General features: G+C 69.9%; 19 protein-coding genes. 9 read left to right on the top strand and 10 right to left on the bottom strand.

The genetic code is table 11. From position 1 onward, the window contains the following. Nucleotides 1-2 precede the first annotated feature (2 nt). The 3 genes from E1218_RS17920 to E1218_RS17930 all read right to left on the bottom strand — a co-directional run bounded on the left by E1218_RS17920 (nucleotide 3) and on the right by E1218_RS17930 (nucleotide 2,639). Entirely contained in the window at nucleotides 3-362 is a 360-nt protein-coding gene (locus E1218_RS17920) for an NADH-quinone oxidoreductase subunit A (protein WP_132321560.1), read from the bottom strand. 104 nt (nucleotides 363-466) lie between these two features. Continuing rightward, nucleotides 467-1,780, bottom strand: a complete 1,314-nt coding sequence (locus tag E1218_RS17925; RefSeq protein ID WP_132321562.1) for a geranylgeranyl reductase family protein — start codon at nucleotides 1,778-1,780, stop codon at nucleotides 467-469. A gap of 160 nt (nucleotides 1,781-1,940) precedes the next feature. Next, nucleotides 1,941-2,639 (bottom strand): demethylmenaquinone methyltransferase, encoded by a 699-nt coding sequence (locus tag E1218_RS17930; protein WP_132321564.1) that lies wholly within the window; start codon nucleotides 2,637-2,639, stop codon nucleotides 1,941-1,943. A 240-nt stretch (nucleotides 2,640-2,879) separates the two neighbouring features. On the opposite strand from E1218_RS17930, the gene E1218_RS17935 reads away from it, so the two are divergent. Then, nucleotides 2,880-4,142 carry an isochorismate synthase gene (locus E1218_RS17935; RefSeq protein WP_132321566.1) on the top strand — a complete coding sequence of 421 codons (1,263 nt, stop codon included), beginning with the start codon at nucleotides 2,880-2,882 and terminating at the stop codon, nucleotides 4,140-4,142. Between the two features lie 2 nt (nucleotides 4,143-4,144). Further along, nucleotides 4,145-4,762 carry an MBL fold metallo-hydrolase gene (locus tag E1218_RS17940; protein WP_132321568.1) on the top strand — a complete coding sequence of 206 codons (618 nt, stop codon included), beginning with the start codon at nucleotides 4,145-4,147 and terminating at the stop codon, nucleotides 4,760-4,762. Between the two features lie 145 nt (nucleotides 4,763-4,907). On the opposite strand, the gene E1218_RS17945 is transcribed toward E1218_RS17940, so the two are convergent. Continuing rightward, a complete protein-coding gene (locus E1218_RS17945) occupies nucleotides 4,908-5,729 on the bottom strand; it encodes a GNAT family N-acetyltransferase (RefSeq protein ID WP_132321570.1) in 822 nt (273 codons plus the stop codon). A 57-nt stretch (nucleotides 5,730-5,786) separates the two neighbouring features. Between E1218_RS17945 and E1218_RS17950 the strand changes: the two genes are divergently transcribed. The 4 genes from E1218_RS17950 (at nucleotide 5,787) to mptB (ending at nucleotide 9,707) form a co-directional block, all read left to right on the top strand. Continuing rightward, on the top strand, nucleotides 5,787-6,410 hold the full coding sequence (locus E1218_RS17950; protein WP_132321571.1) for a PadR family transcriptional regulator: 624 nt from the start codon (nucleotides 5,787-5,789) through the stop codon (nucleotides 6,408-6,410). A gap of 81 nt (nucleotides 6,411-6,491) precedes the next feature. Beyond that, the gene (locus tag E1218_RS17955; RefSeq protein ID WP_132321573.1) at nucleotides 6,492-7,475 is read left to right on the top strand and encodes an ABC transporter ATP-binding protein; all 984 of its coding nucleotides are present in this window, start codon (nucleotides 6,492-6,494) and stop codon (nucleotides 7,473-7,475) included. Next, nucleotides 7,472-8,236 (top strand): ABC transporter permease, encoded by a 765-nt coding sequence (locus tag E1218_RS17960; protein ID WP_132321575.1) that lies wholly within the window; start codon nucleotides 7,472-7,474, stop codon nucleotides 8,234-8,236. Before E1218_RS17955 ends, E1218_RS17960 begins: the two co-directional genes overlap by 4 nt. Nucleotides 8,237-8,285: 49 nt before the next feature. After that, nucleotides 8,286-9,707 carry a polyprenol phosphomannose-dependent alpha 1,6 mannosyltransferase MptB gene (gene mptB / locus E1218_RS17965; protein WP_132321577.1) on the top strand — a complete coding sequence of 474 codons (1,422 nt, stop codon included), beginning with the start codon at nucleotides 8,286-8,288 and terminating at the stop codon, nucleotides 9,705-9,707. On the opposite strand, the gene menD is transcribed toward mptB, so the two are convergent. Genes menD through menE form a run of 3 tightly spaced genes read right to left on the bottom strand, consistent with a single transcriptional unit; the run spans nucleotide 9,694 to nucleotide 13,351 of the window. Further along, on the bottom strand, nucleotides 9,694-11,334 hold the full coding sequence (gene menD, locus E1218_RS17970; RefSeq protein WP_132321579.1) for a 2-succinyl-5-enolpyruvyl-6-hydroxy-3-cyclohexene-1-carboxylic-acid synthase: 1,641 nt from the start codon (nucleotides 11,332-11,334) through the stop codon (nucleotides 9,694-9,696). The two genes, mptB and menD, sit on opposite strands and share 14 nt — an antisense overlap. Then, on the bottom strand, nucleotides 11,331-12,263 hold the full coding sequence (locus E1218_RS17975; RefSeq protein ID WP_132321581.1) for an o-succinylbenzoate synthase: 933 nt from the start codon (nucleotides 12,261-12,263) through the stop codon (nucleotides 11,331-11,333). The genes menD and E1218_RS17975 overlap by 4 nt, the downstream gene beginning before the upstream one ends. Further along, nucleotides 12,260-13,351 (bottom strand): o-succinylbenzoate--CoA ligase, encoded by a 1,092-nt coding sequence (gene menE / locus E1218_RS17980; RefSeq protein ID WP_132321583.1) that lies wholly within the window; start codon nucleotides 13,349-13,351, stop codon nucleotides 12,260-12,262. The genes E1218_RS17975 and menE overlap by 4 nt, the downstream gene beginning before the upstream one ends. A 99-nt stretch (nucleotides 13,352-13,450) precedes the next feature. Here menE and E1218_RS17985 point away from each other — a divergent pair, with 99 nt between their 5' ends. Continuing rightward, nucleotides 13,451-14,323, top strand: coding sequence for a 1,4-dihydroxy-2-naphthoate polyprenyltransferase (locus E1218_RS17985; protein ID WP_132321585.1), 873 nt, complete (start codon nucleotides 13,451-13,453; stop codon nucleotides 14,321-14,323). A gap of 24 nt (nucleotides 14,324-14,347) precedes the next feature. Here E1218_RS17985 and cds1 read toward each other — a convergent pair whose 3' ends face one another. The 3 genes from cds1 to E1218_RS18000 all read right to left on the bottom strand — a co-directional run bounded on the left by cds1 (nucleotide 14,348) and on the right by E1218_RS18000 (nucleotide 16,222). Continuing rightward, nucleotides 14,348-15,472 (bottom strand): L-cysteine desulfhydrase Cds1, encoded by a 1,125-nt coding sequence (gene cds1 / locus E1218_RS17990; protein ID WP_132321587.1) that lies wholly within the window; start codon nucleotides 15,470-15,472, stop codon nucleotides 14,348-14,350. A gap of 79 nt (nucleotides 15,473-15,551) precedes the next feature. Further along, nucleotides 15,552-15,731 carry a hypothetical protein gene (locus tag E1218_RS17995; protein WP_132321589.1) on the bottom strand — a complete coding sequence of 60 codons (180 nt, stop codon included), beginning with the start codon at nucleotides 15,729-15,731 and terminating at the stop codon, nucleotides 15,552-15,554. Further along, nucleotides 15,728-16,222, bottom strand: coding sequence for a hypothetical protein (locus tag E1218_RS18000; RefSeq protein WP_132321591.1), 495 nt, complete (start codon nucleotides 16,220-16,222; stop codon nucleotides 15,728-15,730). The genes E1218_RS17995 and E1218_RS18000 overlap by 4 nt, the downstream gene beginning before the upstream one ends. A 77-nt stretch (nucleotides 16,223-16,299) precedes the next feature. Between E1218_RS18000 and E1218_RS18005 the strand changes: the two genes are divergently transcribed. Both E1218_RS18005 and E1218_RS18010 read left to right on the top strand, forming a co-directional pair. Beyond that, nucleotides 16,300-16,647, top strand: coding sequence for a hypothetical protein (locus E1218_RS18005; protein ID WP_132321593.1), 348 nt, complete (start codon nucleotides 16,300-16,302; stop codon nucleotides 16,645-16,647). After that, entirely contained in the window at nucleotides 16,644-17,660 is a 1,017-nt protein-coding gene (locus tag E1218_RS18010) for a M48 family metallopeptidase (protein WP_132321595.1), read from the top strand. Before E1218_RS18005 ends, E1218_RS18010 begins: the two co-directional genes overlap by 4 nt. The last annotated feature ends 158 nt before the right edge of the window (nucleotides 17,661-17,818 follow it).

Below are 17,818 nucleotides of genomic sequence, written 5' to 3' on the forward strand. Positions count from 1 at the left end.
ACTCAATCCCATTCGAGGCCACCGCGGCGCCACACGTAGGTGTACGCGACGAAGACGGTGACGATGAAGATGACCATCTCGACCAGCCCGAAGAGCGCCATCTGGTCGAAGGCGACCGCCCACGGGTAGAGGAAGATGATCTCGATGTCGAACACGATGAAGAGCATCGCGGTGATGTAGTACTTGACCGGGAACCGCCCGCCGCCGACCGGCTGCGGGGTCGGCTCGATCCCGCACTCGTAGGAGTCGAGCTTGGCCCGGTTGTAGCGCCGTGGTCCGACCAGTGCGCTCGTCACCAAGGTGCCCGCCACGAAGATCGCCGCGAGCACACCGAGAACGAGGATCGGTACGTAAGGGTGCATCGGGTTCGTGCTCCCTCCTTCAGCCGGTGGTCTGTCTGTCTGCGTTTCCGAACAGCACTGTGTTATCAGTACCGCTGTGGCTCATCTCACTCGCCCCGCCCGGATCAGGCGGCCGGGGCGACCTTGGTGAGGCCGTTGATGATCTTGTCCATCACGTCCCCGTCACGCGGGTCGGTGAGGTTGGCAAGCAACTTCAGGGTGAACTTCATCAGCGTGGTGCGCGGCAGACCGTACTTCGTGCACAGCCGCATCACCTCCGGATTTCCGATCAGCTTCACGAAGATCCGGCCCAGCGTGTAGTAGCCGCCGTACTCCTGCTTCAGCGCCTTCGGGTACGCCGACAGCGCGCGCTCGCGCTGGTTCGGCTGCCGGTGCAGCGCCTGGGCGGCGACCTCGGCGGCGAACGCCCCGGACTCCATCGCGTACGGGATGCCCTCGCCGTTGAACGGGTTGACCATGCCGCCGGCGTCGCCGAGCAGCATCAGGCCGCGGGTGTAGTGCGGCTGCCGGTTGAAGCCCATCGGCAACGCGGCGCCGCGGATCGGGAGGGTCTGGAACTCGTCGGTGAACTGCCACTCCTCCGGGGTGTTCCGCAGCCACTGCTTCAGCAGGTCGGAGTAGTCGACCTTGCCGAACGCCTCCGACGTGTTCAGGATGCCGAGGCCGACGTTGACGGTGCCGTCGCCCATCCCGAAGATCCAGCCGTAGCCCGGCAGCAGGTTGCGCTGACCCGGGTTCTGCGGGTCGTCGGCCCACAGTTCCAGCCACGACTCGAGGTAGTCGTCGTCGTGGCGGGGGCTGGTGAAGTACGTGCGGACGGCGACCCCCATCGGGCGGTCGTCGCGCTTGTGCAGGCCCATCGCGATGCTCAGCCGGGACGAGTTGCCGTCGGCCGCCATCACCAGCGGCGCCCGGAACTCCAGGTCGGCACCGGCGCGCCGGCCGTTGTCGTCGACCGGCTTCGCGGTGACGCCGACGATGTGACCGCGGTCGTCCAGGACCGGGCCGGTCACGTTGGTCCGCTCGCGCAGCCGGGCGCCGGCCTTGACGGCCTGGCGGGCCAGCATGTCGTCGAAGTCCATCCGGTTCCGGGTCAGGCCGTAGTTCGGGTGGCTGGACAGGTCCGGCCAGTCGAGCTGCAGCACGTGCCCGGCGCCCTGGATGCGCAGACCGTAGTTCCGGATCCAGCCGGCGTCCCCGGAGATGTCGATGCCCATGTTGATCAGCTGCTTGGTGCCGCGCGGGGTGAGCCCGTCGCCGCAGACCTTCTCCCGCGGGAACGCGGTCTTCTCCAGCAGCAGGACCTCGAGCCCGGCGCTGGCCAGGTGATAGGCGGCGGCGGAGCCTGCGGGTCCGGCGCCGACGACGATCACGTCAGCGGTCTCCGCCTGCTGCCCGCTCGGCACGCTCTGGCTCATCTCGATTCCCGGACTGGAAGGGTCACTTGGGCTATGTGCGCTCGTGAAGGGATTCACGAAGCCTCGACACCCGACAGTCTAGGACTGCCTGACTCGGACACGAAACCGGCCCTGAATCCCTTGGTAGCAACCGATTTATGCGCTGTTTTCCTTGCGAAATTTAACCGCGCTTGACCGCCCGGTGGATGGCGACCAGACCGCCGGTCAGGTTGCGCCACTGGACCCGGGTCCAGCCGGAGTCCTCGATCGTCCGGGCGAGCGGCTCCTGGGCCGGCCAGGCCCGGGTCGACTCGGCCAGGTACTCGTACGCGTCCGGGTTGCTCGACACCGCCTTCGCGACCACCGGCACGGCTCGCATCATGTACTCCAGATAGAGCACCCGGAACGGCTTCCAGGTCGGGTGCGACTGTTCGAGCACGACCAGCCGTCCACCGGGCCGGGTGACCCGGAGCATCTCCTTCAGCGCGACGGTGACGTCGTTCACGTTCCGCAGCGCCCAGGAGATCGTCACCACGTCGAAGGTGCCGTCGGCGAACGGCAGGCGCAGCGCGTCGCCCGCGATCAGGTCGAGCTCGGGGTGACGCCGCTTGCCGACCCGCAGCATCCCGACCGAGAAGTCGCAGGACACCACCTCGGCTCCGGCCTCTCGCAGCTTGACGCTCGACGCCCCGGTCCCGGCGGCCAGGTCGAGGATCCTCATCCCTTTCCGCGGCGCGATCTCGGCGAACGTCCGCGGCCGCCAGTACGCCTTCTCCAGGCCCATCGTCGCGACCGCGTTCGTCCGGTCGTACCCCTCCGCCACGTTGTCGAACATGGCTGCGACGGCCTGCGGTTCCTTGGACAGATCTGCGCGAGTCACCTGTCCAGTGTCCTGCATCGTCCTCCGTCCGCCGGCTCCGGCGTCCGGATGGGCACCTCGGAGGGGCGCCGGAGCTGGTGTGCGGAGGACGGTGCAGGACGCGAGGTTGATCACGGGTACGGCGGGCGCCGGAAACGGCTGGACGAGGGGCAGGCATACGCTTGCATCTCGTGAGTGCATCTCCAGGGAGCCGGCCGGCCGTCGAGATCCGGGGTCGTGCCGCGAGCGAGGAGTGGTGCGGTGAGCTTGTCTGAGCCGGTCGGGAGCCAGGCTCCCCATCTGGTGATTCGCAGCCAGCGGGTCGACAGCGTGTCGGCACAGCTGATGGACCACCTGCCCGCCGAAGGGGCCCTGGCCTGGGTACGGCGTGGCGACGGTCACGTCGGCTGGGGTGTCGCCGCCCGCCTCGACGTTGCCGGAAGCAACCGCTTCCAGGACGCGGTGGCGTGGTGGCAGGACCTGGTGGCGGCCGCGGTCGTTCGCGACGAGGTCGGCGTACCGGGGTCCGGGCTGGTCTGCTTCGGGTCGTTCGGGTTCACCGACGACGACCCGGGGGAGCTGGTCGTGCCCGAGGTGATCGTCGGCCGCCGCGCCGGGACCACCTGGGTGACCACGGTCTCGCCCGCTTCCTCGCTGGCCGCGCCGCCGGACCTCGTCGTCCAGGAGCCGGCACCGGTGCACGACGTCGCGTTCGCCGACGGCGCGCGGTCCGGGACCGACTGGTCGAGCATCGTCGCGGACGCGATCAAGCGGATCACCGCCGGCGAGCTCGACAAGGTGGTGCTCGCCCGCGACCTGATCGCGATCGCCGAGCAGCCGATCGACCTGCGCTGGCCGTTGCGCCGGCTCGTGTCGGCGTACCCGAACTGCTGGACGTTCGCCGTCGACGGGCTGATCGGGGCAACCCCCGAGCTGCTGGTCCGCCGGGAGAAGGGGCTGATCACGTCCCGGGTGCTGGCCGGGACCATCCGCCGTACCGGGGACGACGCGCACGACCTCGCGCTGGCCGCGTCGCTGGCCCGGTCCAGCAAGGACCTGGAGGAGCACGAGTTCGCCGTCCGGTCGGTCGCCGACGCGCTCGAGCCGCACTGCACGTCGATGAACGTGCCGGAGACGCCGTTCGTGCTGCACCTGCCGAACGTGATGCACCTCGCCACCGACGTCGCCGGGGTGGCCGCCAACGGCGCCTCCGCGCTCGGCCTGGCCGCCGCGCTGCACCCGTCGGCAGCGGTCTGCGGTACGCCGACCGACCTGGCGCGCGACCTGATCGGCGAGATCGAGGGGATGACCCGCGGCCGGTTCAGCGGACCGGTCGGCTGGATGGACGCGGCCGGGGACGGCGAGTGGTGCATCGCCCTGCGCTGCGGTCAGGCCGACCCGGCCGACCCGCGACGGATGCGGATCTTCGCCGGCGCGGGGATCGTGGCCGGCTCCGACCCGGCCGCCGAGCTGGCCGAGACGAACGCCAAGCTGGTTCCGATGAGAGACGCGTTGGGAGACTGACTGTGAAGCTCACCAAGTTCGCGCACGCCTGTGTCCGGCTGGAGAAGGACGGCAAGGTCCTGCTCGTCGACCCGGGAACGTTCAGCGAGGACGCCGCGTTCGAGCGCGCGGACGCGGTGCTGGTCACGCACGAGCACCCGGACCACCTGGACGTCGAACGGCTCTCCGCGCTCGAGGTGCCGGTCTACACGAACGCCGGGGTCGCCGCGCAGCTCGGTGATCTCGGCGACCGGGTCAGCGTGGTCGCGGACGGGCAGTCCTTCGAGGCGGCCGGGTTCGCAGTACGTGCCTATGGCAAGGACCACGCGATCATCCTGCCGGAGCTGGGTGTTCCGTGCGAGAACGTCGGCTACCTGATCGAGGACGCCGTCTACCACCCCGGCGACTCCTTCACCCCGCCCGACCGCCAGGTCCACACCAACCTCGTGCCGATCGCCGGCCCGTGGTTCTCCCTCCCGCCGGCCATCGAGTACGCCCGTACCGTCGAGTCCCAGCAGACCGTCGGCATCCACGACGCCCTCCTCAGCCCCGTCGGCCTCGGCATGCTGAAGCGCTGGCTCAGCGAACAAGGCGGCCGCCCGTACCTTCCCCTCACCCCCGGCGAATCCACCGACATCTGACTCCCCGCGGAACCGGTCGGGCGATCTGCACGGCCGACGCCCGTACGTCGCTGTCTGGTGGGTCGACCCACCAGACAGCGGGTTGGCCAACGCGACTCCGGGTGGTGAACCCACAGTCTGGTGGGTCAACCCACCAGAGGGTCGTTCATCGTGGGGTGAACTCGATGTCGATGAAGTCGGCGAGCGGGCGGTAGCCGGCGTCGAAGTAGATCTTGTTCGACGTGGGGTTGGCGAGGTCGGTGTAGAGGCACGCCTGGTTGCCTGCGGCAAGGATCGTGGCGGTCACGTGGCTGGTGAGGGCGCCGGCGTAACCGTGGCGGCGGTGTTCGGGTGGGGTGTAGACCGGGCCGACGCGGCAGGCGCCGAAGACGGGCGGGTGGTGCCCGGCCATGCTGACGGGCTCGGAGTCGATCTCCCAGATCCACAGGCTTTCGCCGGCCAGCTGCTGCCCGGCCCAGTCGGGGTCGCCGAGCTCCTCCGGGAAGCCGTCCCTCGCCCAGCGTGCGACCAGTTCGACCTCGCCGTCCTTCATCAGCCGGGCCGACCCGGGCGCGGACAGCGGAGTCAGCGTGCTGAGCTTGTGCAACCGCGTCGCCCTGGTCTCGGTCCCGGTGACGCCGCGTCGTGCGGACCACCGCGCGGCGAAACTCTCGACCGCCGGCCGGTCCCCCGCCACGCCGCCGAGCTCAGGCAGTACGTCGAGGTACGCATCGGCCACGGCTTCGGCGTACTCGGGTCGTAGCGCTCCCAGGTACACACCACGGCCCGGGGTGCGCATCGCCGCCCCGACCACATCGCCATCGCCCTCGCGCACCGAGACGTAGTACCCGGGCTGCTGCTCAGCGGGAGCGGTGGCGCGCCGGTGGACGTTGGTCATGATGATGGTGTGCAGCACCGGATCCCGTTGCAGGAAGGGGAAGACCGTCCGCCGGAAGGCGGCCGGGTCGCTCGTCACGCGCACGTCCATGCGTCCGCAGACTACGCCCGCCCTCCGGTCACGGTCGCCCGGAATTACACTGCGGCTATGTCCACCACGCGGTTGCTGCTGCTCGGGGTCGTGCGGATCTTCCAGCCGGCCTACGGGTACCAGCTGCGCCGCGAGCTGCTCACCTGGAACGTCCAGGACTGGGCGAACATCAACCCGGGCTCGATCTACACCGGCCTGCGGACATTGGCCAAGCACGGCTACCTGCAGGAGCTCGACGAAGGCGACCGGCCCGGGCGTACGTCGTACAAGCTGACGACCGACGGCGAGACGGAGTACTTCTCCCTGCTGCGGCAGATGCTGTGGAACGTGGACGGCTTCCGCCCCGACCGGATGATGGTGACCCTGAGCTTCCTCTGGTCGCTGCAGCGGGACGAGGTGCTGGCCGCCCTGGAGGCGCGGATCGCCCAGCTGGAACAGCGACAGAAGGCCGAGCCGTTCGCGGAGCGGCAGGTTCTCGAGGATCCCGGTACGCCGAACCACATCATCGAGATGTTCCGGATCACCGCCGCCCGCGACCGTGGCGAACTGGAGTGGACCCGGTCGTTCCGGGAGCGGGTCCAGGCCGGCGACTACTCGTTCGGCGGCGAACCGCCCGACTGGGCCCCCTACCCGGGCATGATCACCCACTGGGGCGAGATCCCCACCCCGCCGGCCGACTGACCGGCCCCGCTCCTGACTGCTGCGCGTGCCGGTCGAATAATCAACATTGACTATTCAACATTGATCACCGACACTGGCCGGATGATGATCGAAGCGCGCGGACTGGTGCGTACCTTCAAGACCAAACGCGGCCCGGTGCAGGCCGTGCAAGGGGTGGATCTGGACGTCGCCGACGGGGAGATCGTCGGCTTTCTCGGCCCGAACGGCGCCGGAAAGACCACCACGATGCGGATGCTCGCGACCCTGATCACGCCGACCGCGGGCAGCGCGACCGTGGCCGGCTGCGACCTGGCCAAGGACCCGGTCGGCGTCCGCCGCCGGATCGGCTACGTGCCGCAGAGCGGCTCGACCCTACCGGAGGCGATCGCCGGCGACGAGGTCGTCGACCACGCCCGGCTGTACGGCGTACCGAAGGCGAAGGCGGCCGCGGACGGGCAGCGGCTGCTCGACGAGCTCGACCTGACCGGCCTGTGGCGGCGGCAGTGCAAGACCCTGTCCGGCGGCCAGCGGCGGCGGCTGGACATCGTGATGGGCCTGATCCACGACCCGCGGCTGATCTTCCTGGACGAGCCGACCACCGGCCTCGACCCGCAGGCCCGGGCAAACCTGTGGCAGCACATCCGCGGCCTGCGGGACCGCGGTGCGACGATCTTCCTCACCACCCACTACCTGGACGAGGCGGACGCGCTCTGCGACCGGATCCTGGTCATCGACCACGGCAAGATCGTTGCCTCCGGCACGCCGGACGCGCTGAAGCAGCAGGTCTCCGGCGACGCGGTCCGGCTCAGCCTCGCCGACGCGGCGCACGCGCCCGCGGTCAGCAAGATCGTGCAGGAGCTGGACGGCGCGGTCGAGGTCGAGTCCGACGGCGACGTGGTCGGCTTCCGGATCCCCCGCGGCGGCTCGGTGCTGCCCGGCCTGCTTCGCCAGATCGATGCCCAGGGCATCGAGCTGAACGGGGTCGAGGTGCACCGCCCGACGCTGGACGACGTGTTCCTGACGATGACCGGCCGCTCGCTCCGCGACGAGGACACCCCGGTGGAGACCGAGGAGGCGGTCGCGTGAACACCCTTCGTGAGACCTGGATCGTCTTTCACCGCGCGATGCGGCTGACGCTGCGCAATCCGATGTGGGCGTTCCTGATGCTCAGCCAGCCGCTGTTGTACCTGTTCCTGTTCGGCCCACTGCTGAAGCCGATCACCGCGCAGATCAGCCAGGGGGCGACCACGAACGCCTACCAGGTGTTCATTCCCGGCCTGATCGTCCAGCTCGGCATGTTCGGCGCGATGTTCGTGGGCTTCGGCCTGATCGCGGAGTACCGGGCGGGTGTGATCGAGGCCGACCGGGTCACGCCGGCGTCCCGGATGGCCCTGATGGCGGGTCGCGTACTGCGCGACGTCGTCGTCCTGGTCGTGCAGACGCTGGTGCTGCTGATCGCCGCGATCCCGCTCGGCCTGCGGGCACCGTGGGGCGGCGTACTGCTGTCGCTGGTGATCGTGGCCCTGCTCGGCGCGACGTTCGCGTCGCTGTCGTACTCGGTCGCGCTGATCACCAAGAGCGAGGACGCGCTGGCGCCGTTGCTGAACGGCATCGCCATGCCGCTCCTGCTGCTGTCCGGGATCCTGCTGCCGATGCAGATCGGCCCGACCTGGCTGCAGCGGCTGTCCGACATCAGTCCGCTCAAGCACGTGGTGAACGGCGTCCGCGCACTGTTCCGCGGCGACATCGACAACAGTTCGTCGCTCTGGGGCCTGTTCTGGGTCGTCCTGCTGACGGTCGTCGGCCTCGCGGTCGGTGCCCGCACCTTCCGCAAGGAATCCGCGTAGGTAAGCCGCTGTTCATCGGTGCGTCGCCCGGTGGGGTTAGCGTCCGGGCATGCGGTCACCGATGGTCCGAGGGGTGGTCGGCTCCGTCGTGGTCGGCGCGGCGAGTCTGGTGACGTCGGTGGTGCCGCCCTCCTCGTGGGTGGCGTCGTTCCCCGTCACCGGTGACCTGCGGGCCAGTCTGCCCGGCCGGATGGTCGGGTTGTCGTTCATGGTGGCCGGGCTCGGGCTGATGGCCTGGGCCTGGCTGTCCGTGGGCCGGCAGGTGATGGGCGGCCAGAAGCCGCCGTTGGTGCGGATGATGGCGTACTGGAGTGCGCCACTGCTCCTGATCCCGCCGCTGTTCAGCCGGGACGCGTGGAGCTACGCCGCGCAAGGCGCTCTGGTCGCGGAGGGCTTCAACCCGTACGACGTGGGCCCCGGCGTGCTGTCCGGCCACATCGTCGAGGCGGTCGACCCGATGTGGAGGCAGACCCCGGCGCCGTACGGGCCGCTGCCCCTCGCGTACGGCGGTCTGCTCGCACGACTCACGATGGACCCGTACGTGCTGATGCTGGCCCACCGCCTGCTCGCAGTCGCGGGCATCGTGCTGATCGCCTGGGCTGTGCCACGGCTGGCAGCCGCCTGCCGGGTCGACCCGGTGTTCGCGACCTGGCTGGTGGTCGCCAACCCGATGCTGATCACCCACGGCATCGGTGCCGCGCACAACGACGTACTGATGCTCGGGCTGGCCTGCAGTGCCTTCGCTCTGGCCCTGACCGGCCGGTGGGGTACGGCGGCAGTCGTGGCCGGCGCCGCGGCGGCGGTGAAGTTGCCGGGCGGGCTGGTGGTGATCGCGATCGCGGCCGTGATGAGTCCGCTGGCCGGACGGGCGCTTCGCTTCGCCAGCCTGGCGATCGCGGGGGCGGTGTCGGTGCTGACGCTCGTGACGGTCGGCGAGCTGACCGGCGTCGGGTCGGGCTGGCTGAGTGCACTCGACGTCCCCGGGCTGGTTCGTTCGCCGTTCTCGATCGCGAATCTGATCGGGATGGCGGCGTCCGGCGTACTCGGCTGGCTCGGCGAGGACACCGCGGCCGAACAGGCGCTGCAGATCGTCCGGCTGGTCGGGATGGTCACGGCCGTCACGCTGATCGCCGTACTGAGTCTGCGGTCGTCGATCCATCACGCGGCGCGGGCTGTGGGCATCGCGCTGCTGGCCGTGGTGCTGCTGGGGCCGAGCGCGCACGACTGGTACTTCCTGTGGTGCCTGCCGTTCCTGGCGGTCGCCCGGCCGGGTCACCGGCTGGTCACCACGATCACAGCGGTGAGCCTGATCTTCACGATCGCCGCACCGCTCAACTCGTCACTGCGCGGCGCGACCATCCCGATCCTGACCACGACCGCACTGGCGATCGCCACGATCGCGCCGCTGCTCAACCACCTCCGCACACTTCACCCGATGCGGAAACTGCCGGTGCGGGCTACTGCTGCTTGACCGCGGCCACCAGCGCTTCGGTCAGCGGCCGGTGGGCCGTCCGCGGCACGCGGGCTTCCACGACGTCCAGACCGGCGACGGTCGGAGCGAGTGCGGCACGCAGAGCGTCCGGGGTCTCGACCAGCGTGTACGGGGTTCTCGTGGCCGCGCAGAGCGCCGACAGGTCGGTGTCGTGCGGCGTACCGAAGACGCGCTCGAAGTGTGTCGTGTGGTCCGGGTGGCCCTGCTCGAGCGTGGAGAAGATGCCGCCGCCGTTGTCGTTGACGACGATGATCCGCAGGTCGGGACGCGCCTCGTCGGGGCCGATGATCAGGCCGTTCGCGTCGTGCAGGAACGCGAGGTCGCCGATCAGGGCGTACGTCGGTCCGGCGTTCGCCAGCCCGGCACCGACCGCCGTCGAGACGGTCCCGTCGATCCCGGCCAGCCCACGGTTGGCGATCGTCCGGATCGGGACGACCGGCGCGAGGTCGAGGTCGCGGACCGGGTTCGACGACGCGACCACGAGCATGCCGTCGGCGCCGACCGCCGCACCGACGATGGCCGCGATCCCGGGGCCGGTGAGACCGTCGGCGAGCACCTTGTCGATCACCGGGCGCGCCAGCTGGTCGGCGTGCTGCCAGCGTTCGAGCCAGTCCGTGCTGTCCGGGCCGGCCACCTCGAGCCCGGTGACCACGGCCGCCGCACGCCGGGCCGCGTCCGGCCACAGCCCGGCCGGGGACACCACGATCACCTCGACGTCGGGCCGCGCCAGCAGCTTCGAGATCGGCCGCGACAGCGTCGGGTGCCCGAACACCAGGACCCGCTCGATCTCGCCGGCCAACGAGCTTGCCTGAAGCAACAACCGGTAGGACGCGATGACCGCCGGGCCGGTCCGGGCGCGACTGGACGGCTCGGCGAACAACGGCCACTGACCGGCCTCCGCCACCAGCCGTGCAGCCTGCGAGGCGCCATCGCCCGCGACCACCACGGTCTTCGGGCCAGGCTGAACAGCGGACGGCTGTCCGGCTGCCGCGTGGATCGCGGTCCAAGGACCCGTACTGCGACCGTCCAGCGGCTCCGGCCACTCCGGCCCGTCCGTCGGCACGAGCGGCTCGGCGAGCGGGCAGTTGAGCTGCACCGGCCCGGGATCGGAGGACCGCGCACCCACTGCGACGGCCACGGCCCGGGCGATCTGCGAGCGCCAGTACGCAACCTGGCCGACCTCGCGTACCGGCGTACCCATCTCGTGGAACAGGCGGACCGCGGACCCGAACACCTTCAGTTGGTCGGTCGTCTGGTTGGCGCCACTCCCCCGCAACGCGGGCGGCCGGTCCGCACTGAGCACGATCAGCGGCAGTCCGCTGTGCGACGCCTCGAGGACAGCCGGGTGCAGGTTCGCGACCGCGGTACCCGAGGTCGTCACCACGGGTACCGGGAGTCCGGTTCCGCGGATCAAGCCGATCGCGAGGAATCCCGCCGTCCGTTCGTCGATCCGGACGTGCAGCCGCAGCCGACCGGCACGATCGGCCTCCGCGAGCGCCAGCGCCAGCGGTGCGCTCCGGGAACCCGGCGCCATCACAGCCTCGCGGACGCCGCAGCGGATCAGTTCGTCGACCACCACAGTCGCGAACGCCGTGGACGGGTTCATCCGGCACTCCTTTTCTGCACTCGGCTCAGGCGCTCTTCCCACACCGCAGTCCTGGCCACGTCCGCTCGCGCGGCGTTCACCAACGCAGTGTCTGGCTGCACCCGCTTCACCGGCAGGAAGCCGTCCACCGGCAGCAGGGGGTCTGCGACCACCTCGCCCGTGAACATGGACACGGTGGCCAATCCGCACGCGTACGGCAGCTCAGGAAGGGCAGCAGCCAGAGCGACCCCCGCAGCGATGCCCACCGAGGTTTCGAGGGCCGACGAGACCACGACTGGCAGCCCGATCTGTTCGGCGATCTCCAGGCAGGCCCGCACGCCACCGATCGGCTGCACCTTCAGTACGGCGACGTCGGCCGCCTCGAGCTTTTTCACCAGCATCGGGTCCTCGGCCCGCCGGATCGACTCGTCCGCGGCGATCGGCACGTCGGTGCGCCTTCGGACGGCGGCGAGATCCTCGACGGCCGCGCACGGCTGCTCCACGTATTCGAGGTCGAAACGCGCGAGCTGCCTGAGGTTGGTGACGGCGTCGTCCACGGACCACGCGCCGTTGGCATCGATCCGTACCTGGCCGCTCCCGATGGCGTCCCGTACGGCCTCGACCCTGGCCAGGTCGTCGTTCAGCGTCTGCCCGGGCTCGGCGACCTTCACCTTCGCAGTGCCGCACCCGGACCCTCGCACGATCTCGGCCGCTCTCTCGGGACCGACCGCGGGCACTGTGCAGTTCACCGGTACGGCGGTCCGCACCGGCACCGGCCATCCGTCGACTGCCGCCTCCCGCGCTGCCTGCAGCCAAGGGACGCAGGTGGCATCGTCGTAGTCGAGGAACGGGCTCCACTCCGCCCAACCGGCCGGGCCCTCGAAGAGCATGCCCTCGCGCACGGTGATGCCGCGGAACCTGTTCTTCAGGCCGATCGAGTACGTGATCACCGCAGCTCCTCCAGCAGCCGCTGCCGATCGATCTTGCCTGAGGCAAGCATCGGCAGGGCGTCCAGCCGGATCACCGCACGCGGCGCCCACGTCCGCGGCAGCGTCTCGGCCACGTGGTCACGCAGTTCGTCGCGGCCGGGGTCGCCGATCACGAAGGCGACCACCCGGGTCCCCCACTCCGTGTCGGGCACGCCCAGCACCACGGCGTCCTTCACCCGCGGATGCTCGAGCAGCCGGGCCTGGACGGTCGGCAGCGTGACGTTGACCCCGCCGGAGATGACCACGTCGTCCACCCGGCCGATCACCCGCAACCGCCCGTCCATGAATTCGCCCCGGTCCTGCGTCCGGAACCAGCCGTCGCGCAACACCTCCGCGGTCAACTCGGGCCGCAACCGGTATCCGGAGAACAGAGTCGTGCCCTTGATCAGGATCCGCCCGTCGTCCAGCGCGACCGACGTCCCGTCCAGGGGCTCCCCGGCGTACACACAGCCGCTGCCGGTCTCGGTCATGCCGTACGCCGGGATCGCAGTGACACCGGCCTCGGCCGAGCGGGCCTTCAGTGGGGCCGGCGTCGCGGCGCCGCCGATGATGATCGCGTCGAACGAGCGCAGCGCGTCCAGGTCGGTGTCGAGGTAGCGGGCCAATTGGGTCGGCACCATCGCGGTGTAGCGGCGTGGGCCGGTCAGTCTCCGGGCGGCCTCGGTGAAGCTGTCACCGGCGACCACCGGAGCCAGGCCGGCCACCACCGAGCGGGTGAGGATCTGCAAGCCGCCGACGAAGTACGGCTTCATCGGCAGTAGCCACTGCCCCGGTCCGCCGAGGCGGTCATGGGTGGCAGTGGCTGACGCGATCAGTGCGTCCCGGGACAGCAGGACGCCCTTCGGCTCACCGGACGACCCGGATGTGGTGAGCACCACAGCACAGTCGTGCTCCAGCGGCTCGTCCGGTGCGGCCGCCTGCCGGACCCGCGCCGCGGCTGCCGGATCCGCCGGCACCGGGGCGAACGGCGTACCCCTGCCGTCCAGTACGGCGGTGAGCGCGGACAGCACGGCATCCGGCGTACCGGGGACCAGGCGCAAGCTAGACATGTCAGCACCGAGCGTACGGCCCGGTCGCGATGGCTCCGGCGGTGGTGCTGTCCGGGCCGGTCGGCGCGGTCCCGTTCCGTGCTGACAGAATCGGCAGTCATGGCCACCCCTGCCCAGTGGATCGACGGCGCGCGCCCACGCACCCTGCCCGCCGCGATCGCACCCGTCCTCGTCGGAACCGGCGCGGCCGCCTACCTGGACGGCTTCGTCTGGTGGAAGGCGCTGCTCGCCCTCGGCGTTGCCCTGGCCCTGCAGATCGGCGTCAACTACGCCAACGACTACAGCGACGGCATCCGCGGCACCGACGAAAACCGTGTCGGCCCACTCCGCCTGGTCGGCGCCAAAGTCGCCACCCCGGAACAGGTGAAGGCCGCAGCCTTCACCTGCTTCGGAGTGGGCGCCGTACTCGGAATAGTCCTGTGTGCGACCTCCAGCTGGTGGCTGCTCGTCGCGGGCGCGGCCTCCCTCGTCGGTGCGTGGTTCTACACCGGTGGGAAGCGGCCGTACGGCTACCGCGCGCTGGGCGAGGTCAGCGTCTTCCTGTTCTTCGGGCTGATCGCGGTGCTGGGCACTGCCTACGTGCAAGCTGAGTCCTTGCACTGGACGGCGGTTGCGGGTGCCGTCGCGATCGGGTCGATCGCGTGTGCGCTGCTGGTGGCAAACAACCTGCGTGACATCCCCACCGACACGGTCACCGGGAAGCGCACGCTGGCGGTCGTCCTAGGTGCTGTGCGCTCGCGTCGGCTGTACGCCGGGCTGGTAGCGGTGGCGTTCATCCTCGCGGCTGTGTCAGCGCTCGCGACTCCGTGGGCCCTGCTCGCGTGGATCGCTCTGCCGCTGGCGGTGAAGTCGGTCAAGGTGGTCGTCAGCGACACGGTCGGCCCGGCGCTCATTCCGGTACTGAAGAACACGGGACTCACGGAGCTCTTGTACGCGGTCGGTTTGGCGATCGGGCTCGCTCTCGGAGGGTGATCGCCCACGCGTGCTACGTAGCCACTACCTCTTCACCGGTTCTCGCCACCGTCCGCTCGTCGCGAACGCCTCCAGCGTCGCCATGTACGGCGCGATGTCGATCCCGTTGGTCCGCAGCCACGCGTCGTCGTAGTACGTGTTGCCGTAGCGTTCCCCGCTGTCGCACAGCAGTGTGACGATGCTGCCGCGCGTCCCGGTCCGGCGCATCTCCTCGGCCAGGCGGAGCGCACCCCAGAGGTTGGTCCCGGTGGAGCCGCCGACCAGCCGGCCGGTGACCTGCGAGCAGAAGCGCATGGCGGCGATCGAGGCGGCGTCGGGGACGGAGATCATCCGGTCGACCACGCCGAGGACGAACGACGGCTCGACGCGCGGGCGGCCGATGCCTTCGATCCGGGACGGGCGGCCGGTGGAGAAGTCGTCGTCGCCGGCCTCGAACGCCGGGAAGAACGCCGAGTTCTCCGGGTCGACCACGGCGACCGAGGTGTCGTAGCGCTGGTAGCGGACGTAGCGGCCGATGGTGGCCGACGTACCGCCGGTGCCGGCGCCGACGACGATCCAGGTGGGGATCGGGTACTGCTCGAGTTTCAACTGGCCGAAGATCGACTCGGCGATGTTGTTGTTGCCACGCCAGTCGGTGGCGCGTTCGGCGTACGTGAACTGGTCCATGTAGTGGCCGCCGGTCTCCTCGGCCAGGCGCTTCGCCTCGCCGTAGATCTGGCCGGAGCGTTCGACGAAGTGGCAGCGGCCGCCGTAGAACTCGATCAGGTCGACCTTCTCCTGGCTGGTCGAGCGCGGCATGACCGCGATGAACGGGAGGCCGAGCAGGCGGGCGAAGTACGCCTCGCTGACCGCGGTGGAGCCGCTGGACGCCTCGATCACGGTGGTGCCTTCGCGGATCCACCCGTTGCACAGCGCGTAGAGGAACAGCGACCGGGCCAGCCGGTGCTTCAGCGAGCCGGTCGGGTGCACGGACTCGTCCTTCAGGTACAGGTCGACGCCGATGAGCTCGGGCATCGGGAACACGTGCAGGTGCGTGTCCGCGCTCCGGTTCGCGTCGGCGTCCACGATCCGGATCGCCTCGGCCACCCACGCCCGCGCCTTGTCGTCGCGCCGATCAACTTCGCGACACACCCCATCAACCTCACTCATGCGAGCCAGGCTAGATGCTAAGGCCCCGATTTGAGTATTCCTACGCTCGGTCACCGCGCCGCCTTCAAGGCGCCGCCGGTCACGCTCCGCGTCGACGCCCCCGGCGCGGTGACCGGACGAGCCAGCGCATGCCCTTCGGCGAGGTCTCGGCCTCGACCACGGCCTCCAGCGCCTCCTCGGAGAGCAGCCGCTCGAGGTCCGCTTCGTAGCGGGCGATCAGTTTTGGCGCGAGCCCGTCCGGCGCCTCCCGCGTGATCACGAAGCAGTCCCCCGGCTCCTCGTCGTACGGCGGGGCTCGCCGATCAACGGGATCAGGGGCACGGACGGCAAGTCGCCCCCCTGCCCGGCCGGCGGCAACGGCCCGAGGTTCTTGCGCTCACCGACCACGGTCAGCGCGTCCAGGACAACCGGCTCGAAGAAGGTGACCATCTCGGCGACCGTCATGTCGGCAAGCTCCGGGCAGACGACGGAGAAGTCCGGGGTCAGCAACCTCCCGACCGCCGGCACCGCTCGCCGCGCCCTGCCGTGCTTCTTCGCCCGGAATTCCAAGTGCAATGCGACCCGCTCATATCCGCCCTGGGCGAGCCATGCGGCACCGTCGTACTCGTCCAACAGCTTTGCAGTCAGGTGTTGGAGCGCCTCCCACGCTCTCGCGGTCACCTGACCGCTGAAATCCTCGGTGAATGAATGACGGTCGGGCGCCTCTGCGAGATACGCCCCACCGACCAGCTGCAACCATGCGATCGTCACCGGCTCATCATCCTGCATTCACGATCTGAGTATTCCTACGCTCGGTCACCGCGCTCGGTGGCGGCAGGATGGGACGCATGATTCCCATGGGGCCGATCGAGTTCACGCCGGCGCAGGTGGCGATGTTTCTGGCGGTGCTCGCGCTTGTCGGTGTCTGCGCCGCGCTGCCGGCGACGATTCCGCTGGCGTTGGTCGGGCATCGGCGGGGGCGGCGGTACCCGGGGTGGAACGCGCTCTGGTACTGGCTGTGCGGAACGGTCCCTACCGTGGTGCTCATGGGCGGGCTGATCCAGACCGGGCTCGGCTGGTGGGTCGTGCCGCTGAGTTGGCTGCCGACGCTGCTGATCGCCTGGTTGCTGAAACCACGGCGACCCGAGGGCGAGCTAGTTTGGACGGACATGACGCCGAGGCAGGGGGAGCGATGAGCGAGCACGAAGAGCGGCCCACGCGGCAGCGGGCGACGTTGACGGATATCAGTTCGCGGGCGTGGGAGCACCCGGCGGACCGGGGCGCCCTGGTGGCGCTGCGGCAGCTGAAGGGGTTCGACTTCGTCCTGCGGAAGCTGTCCGGGATGATCAACGAGCGGGCCTTCCGGCTGCAGTTCCTCGGCTCGGCGATCCGGGTCGACGAGCGGCAGTTCCCGACCGTGCACCGGCTCTACACCGAGGCCGGTACGACGCTCGACGTACGGCAACTGCCGGAGCTCTACATCACCAACAGCCCGGTGTGGAACGCGGTCACCATCGGCATGGACCGGCCGTTCATCGTGGTGAACAGCGCCGTGCTGCAGGGCCTGGACGAGGAGGAGCTCCGGTTCATCCTCGGCCACGAGCTCGGCCATGCGCAGAGCGGGCACGCGCTCTACCAGTCGCTGCTGTTCTGGCTGATGCGGCTGACCGGCGCGTTGAACTGGATGCCGATCGGCGCCCTCGGTCTCCGGGCGATCATCGCCGCCCTGCACGAGTGGTCCCGCAAGGCGGAGCTGTCCGGCGACCGTGCCGGTCTGCTCGCCGTCCAGGACCCGGCGGTGGCGCTGCGGGTCCAGATGAAGCTGGCCAGCGGCGGTCAGCTCGCTGAGCTCGACACCACGGCGTTCCTGGCGCAGGGAACGGAGTACGAGAGTGCCGGCGACCTGCGGGACAGCGTGCTGAAGCTGCTGCTGCTCGAGGCGCAGTCGCACCCGCTGGCCGTCATCCGGGCGCACGAGCTGCGACGCTGGGTGGACGAGGGCGAGTACACCCAGATCGTCTCCGGCACCTACCCGAAGCGCCACGACGACGCGACGGCGTCGATGTCGCAGGAGGCGAAGAACGCGGCCAAGTCGTACTCCGACGCCTTCGCCCGCTCCCAGGACCCGCTGGCCAAGCTGCTCCGCGACTTGGGCGACGGCCTCGGCGGCGTCCGCGACTGGGTCTCCTCGAAGTTCCCTCCGCGCTGATCCGGCACCGGCATGACGAAGGGCCCGCTTCCCCTCGGGTTCACATGGTCGTCGCAACACCTCGATTTGAGGAGTTGCGGCGGCTATGTCGTTTGCGGAGGATTTTGAGTGTTACGGGGATGCTTTGGTGCGGTTGGTGGATTCGGGGGTTGGGGTAG

The sequence above is a fragment of the Kribbella turkmenica genome (assembly GCF_004348725.1).
Taxonomy (GTDB): domain Bacteria; phylum Actinomycetota; class Actinomycetes; order Propionibacteriales; family Kribbellaceae; genus Kribbella; species Kribbella turkmenica.

What these genes read in the sequence shown, in the direction of transcription:
- E1218_RS17920 (WP_132321560.1), bottom strand. Translation starts at nt 362, where the DNA reads ATGCACCCTTACGTACCGATCCTCGTTCTCGGTGTGCTCGCGGCGATC.
- E1218_RS17925 (WP_132321562.1), bottom strand. Translation starts at nt 1,780, where the DNA reads ATGAGCCAGAGCGTGCCGAGCGGGCAGCAGGCGGAGACCGCTGACGTG.
- E1218_RS17945 (WP_132321570.1), bottom strand. Translation starts at nt 5,729, where the DNA reads ATGGACGTGCGCGTGACGAGCGACCCGGCCGCCTTCCGGCGGACGGTC.
- E1218_RS17950 (WP_132321571.1), top strand. Translation starts at nt 5,787, where the DNA reads ATGTCCACCACGCGGTTGCTGCTGCTCGGGGTCGTGCGGATCTTCCAG.
- E1218_RS17955 (WP_132321573.1), top strand. Translation starts at nt 6,492, where the DNA reads ATGATGATCGAAGCGCGCGGACTGGTGCGTACCTTCAAGACCAAACGC.
- mptB (WP_132321577.1), top strand. Translation starts at nt 8,286, where the DNA reads ATGCGGTCACCGATGGTCCGAGGGGTGGTCGGCTCCGTCGTGGTCGGC.
- menD (WP_132321579.1), bottom strand. Translation starts at nt 11,334, where the DNA reads ATGAACCCGTCCACGGCGTTCGCGACTGTGGTGGTCGACGAACTGATC.
- menE (WP_132321583.1), bottom strand. Translation starts at nt 13,351, where the DNA reads ATGTCTAGCTTGCGCCTGGTCCCCGGTACGCCGGATGCCGTGCTGTCC.
- E1218_RS17985 (WP_132321585.1), top strand. Translation starts at nt 13,451, where the DNA reads ATGGCCACCCCTGCCCAGTGGATCGACGGCGCGCGCCCACGCACCCTG.
- cds1 (WP_132321587.1), bottom strand. Translation starts at nt 15,472, where the DNA reads ATGAGTGAGGTTGATGGGGTGTGTCGCGAAGTTGATCGGCGCGACGAC.
- E1218_RS18005 (WP_132321593.1), top strand. Translation starts at nt 16,300, where the DNA reads ATGATTCCCATGGGGCCGATCGAGTTCACGCCGGCGCAGGTGGCGATG.
- E1218_RS18010 (WP_132321595.1), top strand. Translation starts at nt 16,644, where the DNA reads ATGAGCGAGCACGAAGAGCGGCCCACGCGGCAGCGGGCGACGTTGACG.